Origin of the sequence: Arsukibacterium indicum (assembly GCF_019100565.1) — a bacterium.
Classification (GTDB): Bacteria; Pseudomonadota; Gammaproteobacteria; order Enterobacterales; family Alteromonadaceae; genus Alishewanella; species Alishewanella indicum.
The window spans coordinates 133,350-149,100 of sequence record NZ_JAHRID010000004.1 but is presented as its reverse complement, the minus strand read 5'-3'; the positions used below and the strand labels follow the sequence as shown (position 1 = coordinate 149,100).

Annotated in this window: 13 protein-coding genes; 1 reads left to right on the top strand and 12 read right to left on the bottom strand. The window is 48.1% G+C overall.

Annotation, left to right across the window (positions count from 1 at the left end; genetic code table 11):
• Positions 1-24: 24 nt before the first annotated feature.
• The 4 genes from carA to KQY15_RS10430 form a co-directional block, all read right to left on the bottom strand.
• Positions 25-1,155: a glutamine-hydrolyzing carbamoyl-phosphate synthase small subunit gene (gene carA / locus KQY15_RS10445; RefSeq protein ID WP_217669141.1), complete on the bottom strand. Its 1,131-nt coding sequence runs from the start codon at positions 1,153-1,155 to the stop codon at positions 25-27.
• A gap of 209 nt (positions 1,156-1,364) precedes the next feature.
• Entirely contained in the window at positions 1,365-2,174 is an 810-nt protein-coding gene (gene dapB, locus KQY15_RS10440; RefSeq protein ID WP_217669140.1) for a 4-hydroxy-tetrahydrodipicolinate reductase, read from the bottom strand.
• 234 nt (positions 2,175-2,408) lie between these two features.
• On the bottom strand, positions 2,409-3,563 hold the full coding sequence (locus tag KQY15_RS10435; protein ID WP_217669139.1) for an iron-containing alcohol dehydrogenase: 1,155 nt from the start codon (positions 3,561-3,563) through the stop codon (positions 2,409-2,411).
• Positions 3,564-3,703: 140 nt separating this feature from the next.
• A complete protein-coding gene (locus tag KQY15_RS10430) occupies positions 3,704-5,575 on the bottom strand; it encodes an MFS transporter (RefSeq protein WP_217669138.1) in 1,872 nt (623 codons plus the stop codon).
• 163 nt (positions 5,576-5,738) lie between these two features.
• Here KQY15_RS10430 and KQY15_RS10425 point away from each other — a divergent pair, with 163 nt between their 5' ends.
• The gene (locus KQY15_RS10425; RefSeq protein ID WP_217669137.1) at positions 5,739-7,076 is read left to right on the top strand and encodes a Na+/H+ antiporter NhaC family protein; all 1,338 of its coding nucleotides are present in this window, start codon (positions 5,739-5,741) and stop codon (positions 7,074-7,076) included.
• A 7-nt stretch (positions 7,077-7,083) separates the two neighbouring features.
• Here KQY15_RS10425 and KQY15_RS10420 read toward each other — a convergent pair whose 3' ends face one another.
• The 8 genes from KQY15_RS10420 to KQY15_RS10385 all read right to left on the bottom strand — a co-directional run bounded on the left by KQY15_RS10420 (position 7,084) and on the right by KQY15_RS10385 (position 15,746).
• Complete coding sequence (locus KQY15_RS10420) at positions 7,084-8,154, bottom strand: nucleotidyltransferase family protein (RefSeq protein WP_217669136.1); 1,071 nt, start codon at positions 8,152-8,154, stop codon at positions 7,084-7,086.
• Positions 8,148-9,008: an HprK-related kinase A gene (locus KQY15_RS10415; protein WP_217669135.1), complete on the bottom strand. Its 861-nt coding sequence runs from the start codon at positions 9,006-9,008 to the stop codon at positions 8,148-8,150. Before KQY15_RS10415 ends, KQY15_RS10420 begins: the two co-directional genes overlap by 7 nt.
• 2 nt (positions 9,009-9,010) lie before the next feature.
• Positions 9,011-9,199: a hypothetical protein gene (locus KQY15_RS10410; RefSeq protein WP_217669134.1), complete on the bottom strand. Its 189-nt coding sequence runs from the start codon at positions 9,197-9,199 to the stop codon at positions 9,011-9,013.
• Complete coding sequence (locus tag KQY15_RS10405; protein ID WP_217669133.1) at positions 9,199-9,795, bottom strand: hypothetical protein; 597 nt, start codon at positions 9,793-9,795, stop codon at positions 9,199-9,201. The genes KQY15_RS10410 and KQY15_RS10405 overlap by 1 nt, the downstream gene beginning before the upstream one ends.
• Positions 9,796-9,970: 175 nt before the next feature.
• Complete coding sequence (locus tag KQY15_RS10400; protein ID WP_217669132.1) at positions 9,971-10,771, bottom strand: M48 family metallopeptidase; 801 nt, start codon at positions 10,769-10,771, stop codon at positions 9,971-9,973.
• Positions 10,772-10,870: 99 nt separating this feature from the next.
• Positions 10,871-12,013: a molecular chaperone DnaJ gene (gene dnaJ, locus KQY15_RS10395; RefSeq protein WP_217669131.1), complete on the bottom strand. Its 1,143-nt coding sequence runs from the start codon at positions 12,011-12,013 to the stop codon at positions 10,871-10,873.
• 58 nt (positions 12,014-12,071) lie between these two features.
• Complete coding sequence (gene dnaK / locus KQY15_RS10390; protein ID WP_217669130.1) at positions 12,072-13,985, bottom strand: molecular chaperone DnaK; 1,914 nt, start codon at positions 13,983-13,985, stop codon at positions 12,072-12,074.
• A gap of 135 nt (positions 13,986-14,120) precedes the next feature.
• The gene (locus KQY15_RS10385) at positions 14,121-15,746 is read right to left on the bottom strand and encodes a diguanylate cyclase (protein WP_217669129.1); all 1,626 of its coding nucleotides are present in this window, start codon (positions 15,744-15,746) and stop codon (positions 14,121-14,123) included.
• Between the last annotated feature and the right edge of the window lie 5 nt (positions 15,747-15,751).

Sequence of the window (15,751 nt, the reverse complement as noted above, 5' to 3'; positions counted from 1 at the left end):
TTATTCTCCGTAATTCGTGTTTGCTCAGGCGTTATGCTGTTGCATCAGCGCAATAAAGTGGTCGAACAGCTCAGAGGCTTCGTGCGGACCCGGGCTGGCTTCAGGGTGGCCCTGAAAACTGAACGCCGGTTTGTCTGTACGATGAATGCCCTGCAGTGAACCATCAAACAGCGATTTATGGGTGGCCCGTAAATTGGCCGGCAAGGTGGCTTCATCCACCGCGAAACCATGATTCTGAGCGGTGATAAGCACTTTTTTAGTATCAATGTTTTGCACCGGATGGTTAGCACCATGGTGACCAAATTTCATTTTTGAGGTTTTAGCGCCACTGGCCAGCGCCAGTAACTGATGACCTAAACAAATGCCGAAAAGCGGGATATTGGTTTCTAACAACGTTTTGATTGCCGTAATAGCATAATCACACGGTGCCGGATCGCCAGGGCCATTTGACAGAAAAATACCGTCTGGCTTAAGTGCTAATACCTCAGCAGCCGTTGTTTTCGCCGGAACTACCGTAAGTTTGCAGCCACGGTCGGCCAGCATCCGCAAAATATTATGCTTAACGCCGTAATCGTAAGCTACCACATGAAATTTTTCAGGTGCAGCAGGCCGGTGACCTTCGCCAAGCGCCCAGCTACCTTCGGTCCACTGATAAGAAGATTTAACTGTTACTTCTTTTGCTAAATCCATACCCGCCAGACCAGCAAAGCTTTTGGCTTTTTGCAGTGCAGCAGCTTCATCCAGGTTGTCACCGGCCATAATGCAGCCATTTTGGGCGCCTTTTTCCCGCAGGATCCGGGTTAATTTACGGGTGTCGATATCGGCAATGCCAAGAATGTTATGTTTTGTGAGGTACTGACTAAGAGAGAGTTGATTACGGAAATTACTGGCTAACAGAGGAAGGTCGCGGATAATCAGGCCTTTAGCCCAAACCTGACCGGATTCCTCGTCTTCACTATTGGTGCCGGTGTTACCAATATGTGGATAAGTAAGTGTTACTATCTGCTCTGCATATGATGGATCAGTAAGTATTTCCTGATATCCAGTCATTGAGGTGTTAAACACCACCTCGCCTACAGAAACTCCTTCAGCGCCAATGGCTGTACCGTGAAATACGGTGCCGTCTTCCAGTACGAGCAGGGCGGACTTAGTCAAAATAACCTCCAAACAGCAAAAAACGGGCGAAAACTAACTGTGTTTTACAACCCGTTTTGACCCAAAATTCTAAACCCGATATTCGCCAGAGCGAGTGACCGGGCAAACCTGCTTATTTTAGGCGAAAAGCGTACTTTTGGCTATGGCTATTTTAGGTTTTTACAAAAATACCTGCTTTAACACGTTTTTAAGATTAGTTGGTCAAAAGCTTACGTTAAGTCTGCCAAACCTAGTACTTGCTGCATGGAATAAAGTCCGGGCTGTTTATTTTGCAACCACAAAGCAGCGCGCAACGCGCCTTGGGCGAAGGTGTTTCGGCTGGACGCTTTATGGCTGATTTCCAGTCTTTCCCCTAAATCTGCAAAAAGTGCAGTATGATCGCCAATAATGTCGCCGCCCCGCACCGTCGCGAAGCCAATACTTTGTTGCGGCCGTTCACCTGTTATTCCTTCCCGGCCATATACTGCAACATCTTGCAAATTACGGCCCAGCGTTTTGGCAATAGTGCTGCCAATGGCCATGGCGGTGCCTGACGGAGCGTCTTTTTTAAAGCGGTGATGCGCTTCGATAATTTCAATATCAGCACTCTGGCCCATTACCCTGGCGGCGGTTTGCACTAAATGCAGCAACAGGTTAACCCCAACACTCATATTAGGTGCCCAGACAATCGGAATATGCTCACTGGCCTGTTGCAACTGCTGATATTGCGTATCAGTCAGGCCGGTGACGCCAATTACCATCGCTTTTTTCGCGGCAACTGCCAGCTGCAGATGCGCCAGCATGGCCTCCGGCATGGTGAAATCAACCCAGATATCGGCATGGTTAATACTGTTTTCGCCGGTTTCAGTCAGTGCCAGCCCCAGCTTGCCACAACCGGCCAGCTCACCGGCATCAACGCCAACCAATGACGAGCCGGCACGTACCGAAGCCGCCGTTAAGTTCAACTGCTGCTCGTTGGCAACAGTGGTAAGAGCACGACCCATCCGGCCGTTAGCGCCGAAAATTCCGATTGCTGGCATAATTCACTCTGAAAATAATTAGTAATGGCGGCTATTAAAACAAAAGCGGCCGTTACTAGGAAGCAAAATAGCCATCTTAATGGCTATTTCTGAATTGTTACGAATAATGTTGCTCAGTCCGGGCCCTAACACCTGCCGGGCTCGCCACAGCAACTCGCTACCGCTTTCGCGTTCGCTCAGACACTCTGTGTCGCCCCATCAGGTATTAGCACCCTCCCCCGCGATTGAAGTTCCCTACACCGCTTTTTGCAAAATCTGCTGTGAAACGTCTAAATCAATATCACCATGCTCGCCGAGCTTTACCATGCCATTGGCTTCCAGTTTAGCAACCAGTTTATCCACCGCATCGGCGGCTATGCCATAATCGGCCAACCGGGTGGGCACGCCCATTTGCTCAAAAAACGCCCGGGTATGGGTAATCGTGTCATCAATTAACCGCTCTTCATCCTGATGACTCAGCTGCCATACCCGCTGGCCAAACTGCAGTAGCTTGTCGCGCTTTTGCACCCGCTGCTGTTGCATTAAGGCTGGCAGCACAATGGCCAGCGTCTGGGCGTGGTCTAAACCATACAGCGCGGTAATTTCATGGCCAATCATATGGGTTGCCCAGTCCTGCGGCACCCCCTGGCCAATCAGACCGTTCAGCGCCATAGTCGCGGCCCACATAATATTGGCCCGCACGTCATAGTCATCCGGGTTGCTCAGCGCTTTTGGTCCCTCTTCAATCAGGGTTTGCAGTAAACCTTCAGCAAAACGATCCTGCACCGGGGCATTAACCGGATAAGTTAAATACTGCTCTATCACATGAACAAAGGCATCGACCACACCATTGGCAACCTGGCGTGGCGGCAGACTAAAGGTTACTGTCGGGTCAAGAATGGCAAAGGTTGGGTAAACCAGCGGGCTGCTAAATGACAACTTTTGCTGGGTTTCATAACGGGTGACCACAGAATTGCCGTTGCTTTCAGTACCAGTGGCCGGCAGGGTAAGCACACAGCCAAGCGCTACCGCCTGTGCAACTTTACCTCTGTTAGCCAGTATGTCCCAGGCATCTCCCGGGTATACAGCCGCAGCGGCAACAAATTTGGCGCCATCAATCACGCTGCCACCGCCTACCGGCAGCAGAAAATCAATTTTCTGCTCACGGACTAAATCTGCCGCTTTCATCAGGGTTTCGAAACTGGGGTTAGGCTCAATGCCGCTGAATTCCTGCCAGTCAAAGCCATCAAGCGCAGCCACTACCTGATCATACACCCCGTTGTGTTTGATTGAACCACCACCGTACAACATCAACACTTTACTGCCGGCAGGAATAAGTTTCGCCAACTGATTTAGCTGATCTCTGCCAAAAACAATACGCGTCGGGTTCTGATAGGAAAAATTAAACATTTACACTCCGGATAAACTTCAGCTTGATTGCAGACGTGCTCTGGTTATATGGGCATACCCATTTTGCTTCAAGTTTTCCGGCACATTGTTCAGATAGTTCAACCAAAAAGCCAGCCAGCCTGCAAAAGTGGGCACACCGGCTACGCCTTGTCACCCCGCAAAGCGCGCACTTGCTGCTCCAGATCTGCAGCATTAACTGCTTGTGCAGACAACGGACTGGCCACTACTAACCGTACTTTCGACCACCAGCGGCCTTTTAGCTTAAATGCGCCTTTGCCATGGTGACTGAAAAAAGACCCCCATAATCCCTGCAATGCCATGGGTACTACCGGCACCGGGCTTTCGGCAATAATCCTCTCTATCCCGGGTCTGAAATTATCGATTTCACCGGTTTTGGTCAGGCGTCCCTCCGGAAAAATACATACCAGGTTGCCATCTGCTAATTCTCGGCGAATAGCAGCAAAAGCGGCCTCATATACCTGTTCATCTTTCTGTTTACTGCAAATAGGAATGGTACGGGCCGCCCGGAACAGCCAGTTGGCAACAGGCAAATCATAGATCGCTTTTTCCATCACAAAACGCACGGGGCGACGCACTGCACCGGCAATCAGCATGGCGTCTACATAGCTGACATGGTTAGCCACCAATACCGCAGCGCCTTCTTCAGGAATATTATCCAGCCCTTCACTGCGAACCCGGTACAGGGTGTGGCTAAGCAGATAAATAACAAAACGCAGTGCAAATTCAGGTACCTGGCTGTAAACATACAATGCTATGACTGCATTCATAACGGCCAGAATTAAAAAATATTCTGGTATTGATAAACCAATTACTGCTAAAAATACAATACCCGCAATGGCGCTCACCACCATAAACAGCGCATTGAAAATATTATTGGCGGCAATCACTCTGGCTCGCTGATCAGGTTCAGCCCGCTTTTGCAGCAGGGCATACAATGGCACAATAAACAGGCCTCCGGATACACCTATCAGAGTAAGATCAAACAGCACCCACCAGCCATAAGCCGATTGTAAAAATGCACCTAAACTCAACAGCTCGCTGCTGATAAATTGTGGCGCACTAAAATACAGGCTGCAACCAAATATTGTCAGACCAATTGACCCCAGCGGCACCATTCCCAGCTCTACCCGATTGCCAGACAACCTTTCACACAACATAGAGCCCATACCAACGCCTACTGAAAACGCAACCAATAGCGCGGTCACCACGGTGTTATCTCCACCCAGCACGGTTTTAGTAAAATTCGGAAACTGGGTTAAATAGCTGGCACCTAAAAACCAGAACCAGCTGATGGCCATGACTGACAAATACAATGTGCGATTGGCATAGCATATTTTTACCGTATGTAAGGTCTGCTTAACGGGAGCAAATTGAAAGCGCGCGGTGTTATCTACTTTGCCTACACTCGGTATCGCCCTGCTGGCAATATATCCCAAGCCGGCAAACAGTATCAGTAAACCACCAATCCATAGCGGTGCACCGGGCACACCAACTACTAATCCGCCCAGAATAGTGCCCAGCAAAATAGCGACAAAAGTCCCCATTTCTACCCAAGCGTTGCCTGCCAGTAACTCTTTATCATTAAGTAACTGAGGTAATATGGCGTATTTAGCTGGCCCGAAAAAGGCAGACTGAGCGCCCATCAGAAACAATAAGCCGAGCAAAAGCAAATACTGTTGCAGATAAAAAGCAACGGCAGCGAGCACCATTAACACAATTTCGGTCAGTTTCAACGCACGAATAAGCCGGGTCTTACAAACACTATCGGCCAGGGTCCCCGCCGTTGCTGAAAATAATAAAAATGGCAAAATAAATAGTCCTGCAGCAAGGTTCATGGTGACATCCGTACTCCACGGCAAGGCACCGGCGGCACTAAAGGCCAATAGCAGCATCAGTGAGTTTTTAAAAACATTGTCATTGAACGCTCCCAACCCCTGGGTCAGAAAGAAAGGCAGAAACCGGCGGCTTTTAATAATTTTACTGGCTGACATGACAGTACCTTTAATAACGTTACTCAGGCTTTAACACTGAAAACAGTAGGTTTTTTCACCAAAATACCCTAAGTTAGCTGTCAGAAGCCAGCAGTTGCTGCAAATATTGACAAGACGTCTGGCCATCTATATAGTTCGCAACCCATTTTTATTGAGGTTTCTTATGGTAAACCCACTAAGCCCACCGGGCGCCAGACGCTCATTATTGCCGTTGGGGCTTTTCATTCTGCTGTTTTTAGGCAGTGGTTTATATTTCCAGGCGCAAGACGTTGCCTACGCTTTTTATCAGATCCCAGGCCACGTTGCGATTATACCAGCGTTGATACTGGCCATCTGGCTGCACCGGGCACCGCTACAACAATCTATTGATGTGCTGATTAAAGGTGCCGGGAACCATAACATTATTACCATGTGCCTTATTTATTTGTTGGCAGGCGCTTTTGCCAGCGTAGCCACTGCCAGTGGCGGCGTAGATGCCGCGGTAAATGCCGGCCTGAGTATTGTCCCGAGCGCCTGGCTGTTACCGGGTTTATTTATTATTGCCGCCTTAATTTCCACTGCCATGGGCACCTCAATGGGTACCATTGGCGCGCTGGCACCTATCGCCGCCGGGCTGGCCACAAAAGCAAACCTGGACCCGGCACTGGTAGCAGGCGTTTTATTAAGTGGTGCCATGTTTGGCGATAACCTATCGATCATTTCAGACACCACCATAGCGTCGACCCGTACTCAGGGCGCCAGAATGGCAGATAAATTTAAAGAGAACATAAAAATTGCCTTACCAGCTGCAGTTCTTACGCTGCTGCTATACTCATTTCTCTCCAACGCCACTGCACCGGTCGCTGCCGCTGATTTCAGCTGGACTGGCGTGCTGCCTTACGCCGCTATTTTAGTACTGGCAGTGATGGGCTTAAACGTATTTTTAGTACTGCTACTGGGCATTATGCTGGCTGCAATACAAGGCAGCATTTTCGCCGACTATCAGCTCACTGGTTTAGGTAAAGATATTGCAGAGGGCTTTGCCAGTGTCCAGGAGATATTTCTGCTGGCCATGCTGGTAAGCGGTTTAAGTGAGTTTATAAAGCAGCAGGGAGGACTAACCTGGATCTCTGCCCAAATTCAGCGCCTGACCGGCACACTGAAGCTGGCGGGTAATAAAGCGCAGCAACTGGCGATAGCTGCGCTGGCCTTTAGCAGTAACCTTTGTATTGCCAACAATACTGTCGCTATAGTTCTTACCGGTGATGTGGCAAAGAACTTAGCACAACAACACCACATCTCGCCGCGGCGAAGTGCCAGTCTACTGGATATTTTTGCCTGTATCAGCCAGGGGCTGGTGCCTTATGGTGCACAGGCTTTATTGCTGGGTGCCAGCTTTGGCATCTCTCCCTGGCAGGTGGTAATGCACAGTTATTACTGCTTAATTTTACTACTGGTCGCCACTGCTATCATTCTGATCCGCAACAGTATTGCAAGCATACCTCATGGTGAGTCGGCTTAGCGCTCTGTTATTTGTTCTGCTGCGGGATTTGCTTGCCTCGCTGCTGCCAGGCAAGCTTACCTTTTACCCAAATATGTCGTAGCAGTGCCCGCCAATGCATTTTGTGCTGATACCCCCGCAAATACCACAGGGCACCAGCAAGCCTGGCAGATATGCCACCTCCCAGCTGCTTTATTACCAGGGCTCGTGCCAAGCTACGTTGATAAGGGCTGCTGGTAATTTGTGCCGCGATATCTGCAGGTAAACAACGTTTAAATAATGTTTGCACCAATAGCAGGGTGTTGATTGTTGGCTCCAGCGCTCCAAAGTGTTCTGCATCAATCAGTAACTGCGCCAGTAAATTCTGCTCAAGCAGCTGGCTATAAAGCAAATCTAAATCAATTAAATCCTTTACCAGCTTATGCTGCTCTTCCTGCCAGAAAAAATGGATGGCGGCATGAATATATAAATAGCTTAAACTTGGCACCTGAAAACATGAACCTTCTATAGGACGGGCACTTGCAAAAACCTGCTCAGTAGCCAGTTTTTTACGTCCCGCCAACGGAAACAATGCAAAATGAATATCCAGTGCAGTTCCGCGCTTAACGTGATAAAGGGGAGGATTCTCGTGCGACAGCTGCAAATAAAAGTATTTGTCATACGCTGACACCGCGGGTTCGAAAAAACCGGCAAAAAACAATTTGCTTTTGCAGTCATCCAATTGATACCGATCAATTAGCAAATCAATATCAGAATACAGCCGGCCCTCACTGACAGTCAGGCCCAGCGCCTGGTAAGCTGCACCTTTTAATAGCAAGCACGGATAGTTCGCCTGTTGCAAACAGGGTTCAAGTTCCATTAATTCATAAAATAAACTGGCCTGCTGCTTCTGATAGTATCGCCAACCCCAGGCAAAGTGTTTCTGGACGGTTGCAGGTAACCGGTCCCATAGTTGATGCCGCTCGCACAGGGCTTTTAACTGGGCGGTCATGCCCAGACTGCGGGCATCCTGCAGCAGTCGGGTCCAGCAGTCTGCACTGGCCGTTGCCTGAAACGCGAGCGGATCTCTGAAACACTGGATCAGTAAAGGCACTAACACAATTGCTGCTCCAGGATCTCAAGCACCAGCTCAGTGTCACGGTATTCCAGGCGGTAGCTGGCAGTATTTTCCACCAACTGACTAAGCAACCGGAAACCTTCGCCAGCAAATACGGCATAATTAAAACTATTTTGTGCCAGATAAAGCAGAGTATCCGCCTTAGGCATTGAAAACAGCGCGACCGGCTCTGCTGCGTCAGCCTGATATGCCGGAAAGAGGATCCAGGCTGGCTTTGCCTGAATATGCCGATGCTGCCAGCTTAAATCAGTGGGACGCAAATAAGCGACAGTACCTTTTTCAGTATCTGGGGTGCGATGAAATACTGCCACAGCTGGTTGATGCTGCTGAATAACGTCAATAGAAGCATTTTTTAAGCTTACCGGACGCACATAAGGTTGCAACTGGCCATTCGCCGGGTCAATCAGGCACATTTCGTCCGACAGTAAACGCCAGCCTCTTAGCATCAACAGCGCACATAATGTACTTTTGCCGCTACCCGGGGGGGCAGGCATAATTAAAGCCTTACCATCCTTTTCAAGTACTGCAGCATGAATAGCCAGATATTGCTGCTGGTAGGCAGACACACACCAGTTTAATCCCCACTCAAAAGTGGGGATGAGTTGATTAGCGTCAGCCATCCGGAAATGCTCAGTACCGGTTCGAAAATGATAAGGCCGGCTCTTGCCACTAAAATGGCGCTTATAATCAATATGAAAATCATAAATATGGTAGGCAATTGGCACCGGCTGCAAAACATCAGTGGGATAGAGCGCAGATAAATCATTAGATAACGTAGAGCTGTCGGTTTCAATACGAACGGTAAAAGGGGGGGTATGCAATGAAAAAAGCGACAATCTTACTCCTGCCCGGTACCGCGATCCGGCAAAGTCTTAAAAGTTGCAAAACTTACTGTATCAAAACTCACAGAGGTGCCATCTTCACTGAACAACGCCTGAACTACACGTTGTTCAGCAGATGCCTGCCTGACATTCGCCAGCCAGGCAGCATAATTGGAAACATTTGGCTTGGCGCCGTTTTCGTGCATTAAAACTCTTTCTGGCCGTCAATATACATTTGCAGTACTTCTGCCAGCTGATCTGTTTTGCCTGTCAGCACCGCATTGCTATAGGCTTGAACAAAGGCATCAGGCTCAGGATACTTACCCTGGCCACGATAAAACATAGAATGCAAAAATAACGCTGCTATGTCGCGTTCCAGCGATGTTGAGCCATGCCGCACAGCCTCTTCCAGGCTAATCCCGGCACCACCAGAGAAAATAGTGCTAAACATGGTTTTTTCGTTAATAACGGTACCGTTATAAATATAAGTTAACTCAGCAAGATGGTGATAGTTAGGAGACTGTGAATGAAAATACCCTTTACGCTCACTGCCATTACCATTACCTAAATGAAAATACTGCTTTGCGGCACCATGAGAGTCAAATGACGCAGTGCAGGTTTCAAACTGCTCTGCCTGAACTGATTGCATTTGCGACATGCTGGCACTGAGATTACAGTTTTGGGTACTATAACCCCAGGCACCCTTGCTTTTCAGGGCCATAAGCACGGGTAAAGAACCCATACCTGCGCGCACTAAAAACTTACGGCGGCTGCTTGCTGCTTTGATATCCTTATTGTCCATAGACTGTGTCACCCTTGTCCTGATGTTTCAGCTGACGCTATTTTCTAGCCTCACCCATGCAAATTTCAATCCAAACCTGTAATAACCTGAAATCAATACATTTACTACAGAAGCTATATCAGCATCACTTTATATTGTAAATTAAACTGACGGTCGCAATCGCGTATTAATTCTGCTATCGGCGGCAATTCGGCAACCGACCCGCTTTTTTCCGCTCGTTAAAAGTGGCCATCGCTTCCGGCATTCTGGCCCGCAACTCTGCTATCCGGTTCTCCGGGATCGGATGGCTGGATAAAAACTGCGGGGTATTGTTGTTACTGGCTGCCGCCATATTCTGCCACAAATTTACCGCCTGGCGCGGTTCAAAGCCTGCTTTGGCCATTAAATCCAGCCCTATAATATCGGCTTCTGACTCATGAGTCCGACTAAATGGCAAGGTTACGAACAATTGTGAGCTCACGCCCAACGCAGCCATAATTTCCTGCTGATACTTTACACCGTAAGCTTTGGTTCCCGCATCGCCCAGTGCCAAAGCAGACTGAATAAACTGATTGGTGGATAAACGCTCGTTACTATGGCTCGCCATAACATGGGCTATTTCATGGCCAATTACCGCAGCCAGTTGATCCTGATTTTCAGCGACTTTCAGTAACCCGGTATAAACCCCGATATTGCCACCTGGCAAGGCGAATGCGTTAACCTGTTCGCTGTCAAACACCACTACTTCCCAGGGTGTAGCCAGGTATTCTTCCGGCGTTACCCGTAACAAAGCACTGGCGATACATTGGACATAATCATTAGTTTTGACATCTTTGCTGATTGGCGTTTCCGCTTTCAACGTTTCAAAGGTTTGCTCACCCATCACACTTAGCTGTTTGTCATCAAACAGCATTATCTGATTGCGACCTGTTGGCGATTGGGCGCACGATATCAAAACGATAGCCGCGACTGCAGCCAGTGAAAACTTTTTCAACATATCAAAATCCTTATTAAGGCATGGACCGCAACTGTACCCATGTTGCTAATTGTATCGGCAGTTGAAAAAAAAACCACCCGAAGGTGGTTTTTAATAGCGTTAACCGGTTAAATCATCAAAGAATTTTTTGACGCCGTCAAAAAAGCCCTTTGATTTCGGCCTGTGCTTCGCCTCACTCTCGCCTGCCATGCTTTCGTCAAGCTGACGTAACAACTCTTTTTGCTTGTCACTCAGATTAACCGGCGTTTCAATAACTACCTTGCACACCAGGTCTCCCACGCCGCCGCCACGCACCGACTGCACGCCTTTGCCACGTAACCTGAACATCTTATCTGTCTGAGTTTCGGCCGGAATTTTCAGCTTAATTCTGCCATCCAGGGTAGGGACAGCAATTTCACCACCCAGCGCTGCGGTCGTAAAGCTCAGCGGCACATCACAGTACAGGTTGTTGCCATCGCGCTGAAAAATCGGATGCGCTCTGACATTTACCTGAACATACAAGTCACCTGCCGGTGCACCATGCATGCCTGCTTCGCCTTCGCCAGTTAAACGAATACGATCACCGGTATCAACACCAGCAGGAATTTTAACCGACAAGGTCTTGGTTTTTTCCACCCGGCCTTCACCATGACATTTGCTGCACGGCTCAGGAATAATTTTGCCCCGACCATTACAGGTTGGACAGGTTTGTTGCACCGCAAAGAAGCCCTGGCGCATCGTCACCTGGCCTGCGCCATGACAGGTTGGGCAACTTTTGGCTGAGGTACCTTTTTTGGCCCCTGAACCATCACAGCTGTCACAGTTAACGTAAGTAGGTACTTTAATATCGACCGACTTACCCTTAACCGCTTCTTCTAAATTAAGCTCAAGGTTGTAACGTAAGTCAGAGCCCCGTTGCGCCCGGGACTGGCCGCGACGTCCACCACCGCCAAAAATGTCGCCAAACACATCACCAAAAATATCGCCAAAATCACCGCCACCAGCGCCACCACCAAAGCCACCACCACCGCGGTTAGGATCTACCCCGGCATGGCCAAAACGATCGTAGGCTGCGCGTTTTTGCTCGTCTGATAAAACCTCATAGGCTTCCTGGACTTCCTTAAACTTCTCTTCCATGCCTTTATCACCCTGAGTGCGGTCAGGGTGAAATTTCATAGCGAGGCGTTTATAAGCCTTTTTGATGTCTTTATCATCGGCGCCTTTAGCGACACCCAATACTTCATAGTAGTCACGCTTTGACATAAATTCAGTGCTTACTTCTTAGTCAAAGGGCTGCAGCATGCTGCAGCCCGGGCCTGTATTATTTGTTGTCGTCTTTCACTTCTTCAAATTCAGCGTCAACAACATCGTCGTTACCAGCACTTTGCTGCTGGCCAGCATCGGTGCCGCCCTGCTGGCCTTTAGCCTGCGCCGCCTCCATCAGCTTCTGCGAAGCCTGAATCAGCGCCTGTGACTTAGCATCAATCTCTGCTTTGTCGCTGCCTTTTAGCGATGACTCCAACTCGCTGATGGCCGTTTCAATCGCGGCTTTGTCATCACTGGCTAAGCTGTCACCCACTTCTTCCAGCTGCTTGCGGGTCGCGTGCACCATGGCATCAGCCTGATTACGGGTTTGCACCAGCTCTTCAAACTTCTTGTCTTCTTCAGCATGTGCTTCAGCATCACGCACCATCGCGTTGATTTCATCTTCCGATAAGCCTGAAGACGACTTGATAGTGATCTTCTGCTCTTTACCAGTGTCTTTGTCTTTCGCCGACACATGTAAGATACCATCTGCGTCCAAATCGAAGGTTACTTCAATCTGTGGCTCGCCACGACGTGCCGGACGAATACCTTCTAAATTGAACTGGCCCAATGATTTGTTATCGGTAGCGCGCTTACGCTCACCCTGCAACACATGGATGGTAACTGCAGCCTGGTTATCATCAGCGGTTGAGAACACCTGCGACTTTTTAGTCGGAATAGTGGTGTTTTTCTCAATCAGCGCAGTCATTACGCTACCCATGGTTTCAATGCCCAGCGACAATGGTGTTACGTCCAGTAGCAATACGTCTTTAACATCACCAGATAATACCGCGCCCTGAATAGCGGCACCTACTGCTACCGCTTCATCCGGATTTACATCTTTACGCGGCTCTTTGCCAAAGAAAGCTGTTACCGCTTCCTGCACTTTAGGCATCCGGGTCTGACCACCTACCAAGATTATTTCGTTAATCTCGCTTACGCTTAAATCGGCGTCGGCTAAGGCTTTTTTCAGCGGCTCTAAGGTACGCTGCACTAAGTCTTCTACCAGCGATTCGAGTTTGGCACGGGTTACTTTAATGTTTAAGTGTTTCGGGCCTGAAGCATCTGCCGTGATGTAAGGCAGGTTTACTTCAGTTTGCGAGGCTGATGACAGCTCAATCTTGGCTTTTTCTGCCGCTTCTTTTACCCGCTGCATGGCCAGTGAGTCGTTACGCAAGTCCATGCCCTGCTCTTTCTTGAACTCTTCAACCAGGTAGTTAATAACCCGGTTATCGAAGTCTTCACCACCTAAGTGAGTGTCACCATTGGTTGATAACACTTCAAAGGTCTGCTCGCCGTCAACATCATCAATTTCAATAATAGAGATATCGAAAGTACCGCCACCTAAGTCATACACTGCAATCTTGGTGTCGCCTTTCTTTTTATCCATACCATAAGCCAGTGCCGCAGCCGTTGGCTCATTGATAATCCGCTTAACGTCTAAACCGGCAATCCGGCCGGCATCTTTAGTTGCCTGACGCTGCGCATCATTAAAATAAGCTGGTACCGTAATAACTGCAGCAGTAACTGCTTCACCTAAGAAATCCTCTGCGGTTTTCTTCATTTTCTTCAGCACTTCTGCTGAAATTTGCGGCGCAGCAAGTTTTTTGTCTTTAACTTCAACCCAGGCATCACCATTATCCGCTTTAACAATTTTAAACGGCATAATCTTGATGTCGCGCTGAACTTCTTCGTCTTCAAAACGACGACCAATTAAACGCTTAATTGCGTAAAGGGTATTTTTAGGATTAGTGACCGCCTGACGTTTTGCCGGCTGACCAACTAATACTTCACCATCTTCAGCATAAGCAATAATTGAAGGCGTGGTGCGGGTGCCTTCTGCGTTCTCTAAAACCCGAGGTTTGTCGCCGTCTAATACAGCAACACATGAATTGGTTGTACCCAAGTCAATACCGATTATTCTACCCATAACTGCTCTCCACTTATATTCTGAACAATTAAAAATTGCGTTGACTGATTAGTGGGGATTAGCCCTGATCGATTCAAGGTTATTCGCTAAAAATTTTTAGAATAAACGGTTGTTGTAAAGAATAGACCAGAATAATTAGCACACCTGGTTGCGGCCTGCATGTTTAGCTTTGTATAAGGCATCATCGGCACCGATGATTAATTGTTCGGCATTGTTGTATTTTTTATCGCAGGTTGATGCCACGCCAGCTGAAAACGTGCAGCTGAATTGTTCAATGGCGGTATTAAAGTGCAGCACTGCAAAACTGGCTAATATTTGCCTTGCTAATTCGCGGGCCTGAGCGGCATCACAATCGGGCAGAACCAGCATAAATTCCTCGCCACCATAGCGGCCGGCCCGATCGGTTTTACGAATGCGCTTTTTCAGTAAAGTTGCCAACGCAGTGATCACTACATCGCCAGTAGCGTGGCCATAGGTATCATTTACTTTTTTAAAATGATCAATGTCCAGCATAACAATACTAAGTGGCTTAGCGCTGCGCTGTGTTCTTTCAAATTCCAACTCGGCCAGATCTTTGATGGCACTGTGTTTAATTAAACCGGTCAGGTTATCTTTTTCTACCAGGGTCTTAATTTGAATGCTGCGCGCTAACCGTACTTTTACGGCCTGCGCCAGCTGGCTGTCGTTAATCGGCTTGGTAATAAAATCATCAGCACCATGCTCCATAGCCCGGTTCTGCACGTTTTTATTTTGTTCAGACGACAAAAACACAATGGGTAGCCGGCGCAGTGGCGGATACTGTCTGATAACACCTGCTAATTCTGCACCGGTGTAATGGGGCATGTACATGTCCATCAGAATTAAATCTGGCTGAAAATTAATGAGCTCTTCTACTATTTTTTGGGGGTGCTTATTAATGACAGTTTCAATGCCAATACGATTTAGCACCAGCGCATAGTGTTCTGCCAGCATAGCATCATCATCAACAATATAAACCCGGCCTTTGCTACCCGAAGAATGCTCCAGAAGTTCTGCAATCCGGCTGATCATATTTGGCACATCAAGTGGTGAAACAAAAAAATCATCGGCATGCTGTTGCGCGGCTTTAATCCGCAACTTAAATTCATCCTGCTCAGAAAAAACCATCAGCCGGCATTGCTGTTGTTGCAATGAATTCAGCAGAAAATTTTGTTTAAATAAATCACTACCATCAGCTTGTTGTATTTCACTGAACAACAAAGCTGGTGTCTCAGTTTGTAATCGTTTCAAGCAACTTTCAAAGTCGGTTAGCTGCACAACAGCATGGCCAAACGCCTTTAGTTGAGATACTAACTCGTCTGATAATTGCTGATTACTCAGCATCAGCCAAATGGGGCGCTGTTCATTACTTTTGTTAATTTGGGCTTCAGTAACCGGAGCAGAGAAATTTAACGCATGGGCAACGCTTTGCTTAAACTGATAAAGCTGCTGATTGAGCTCGGGCATCTTTAACTCACGAAGTTCAGCCGACAACGAACCAATATCAATAACCCGTTGTTCAATTTGCCGGGCCATTTTACCTAGTTCAGCATAGCCAAAGGTACCACAGGCGCCGGCCAACTTATGCGCCTCTGCTTTTAACTGGCCTAATTCATTCCCTTTAGTTAGATTTAATGCCAACGTCAGCATGGTCTCTGCCCGCTCCGGTAAGCTTTGTTCAAACTTTTGCCTTATCCGGCCAAAAGCCTCGCTGATATCAACCTGAGTTTTAGATGTTGGCATAAATT

Excerpts from the sequence above, each read along its gene's own strand:
- dapB (WP_217669140.1), bottom strand. The coding sequence starts at position 2,174 with ATGCCAGCAATCGGAATTTTCGGCGCTAACGGCCGGATGGGTCGTGCT.
- KQY15_RS10435 (WP_217669139.1), bottom strand. The coding sequence starts at position 3,563 with ATGTTTAATTTTTCCTATCAGAACCCGACGCGTATTGTTTTTGGCAGA.
- KQY15_RS10430 (WP_217669138.1), bottom strand. The coding sequence starts at position 5,575 with ATGTCAGCCAGTAAAATTATTAAAAGCCGCCGGTTTCTGCCTTTCTTT.
- KQY15_RS10425 (WP_217669137.1), top strand. The coding sequence starts at position 5,739 with ATGGTAAACCCACTAAGCCCACCGGGCGCCAGACGCTCATTATTGCCG.
- KQY15_RS10410 (WP_217669134.1), bottom strand. The coding sequence starts at position 9,199 with ATGCACGAAAACGGCGCCAAGCCAAATGTTTCCAATTATGCTGCCTGG.
- KQY15_RS10405 (WP_217669133.1), bottom strand. The coding sequence starts at position 9,795 with ATGGACAATAAGGATATCAAAGCAGCAAGCAGCCGCCGTAAGTTTTTA.
- KQY15_RS10400 (WP_217669132.1), bottom strand. The coding sequence starts at position 10,771 with ATGTTGAAAAAGTTTTCACTGGCTGCAGTCGCGGCTATCGTTTTGATA.
- dnaJ (WP_217669131.1), bottom strand. The coding sequence starts at position 12,013 with ATGTCAAAGCGTGACTACTATGAAGTATTGGGTGTCGCTAAAGGCGCC.
- dnaK (WP_217669130.1), bottom strand. The coding sequence starts at position 13,985 with ATGGGTAGAATAATCGGTATTGACTTGGGTACAACCAATTCATGTGTT.
- KQY15_RS10385 (WP_217669129.1), bottom strand. The coding sequence starts at position 15,746 with ATGCCAACATCTAAAACTCAGGTTGATATCAGCGAGGCTTTTGGCCGG.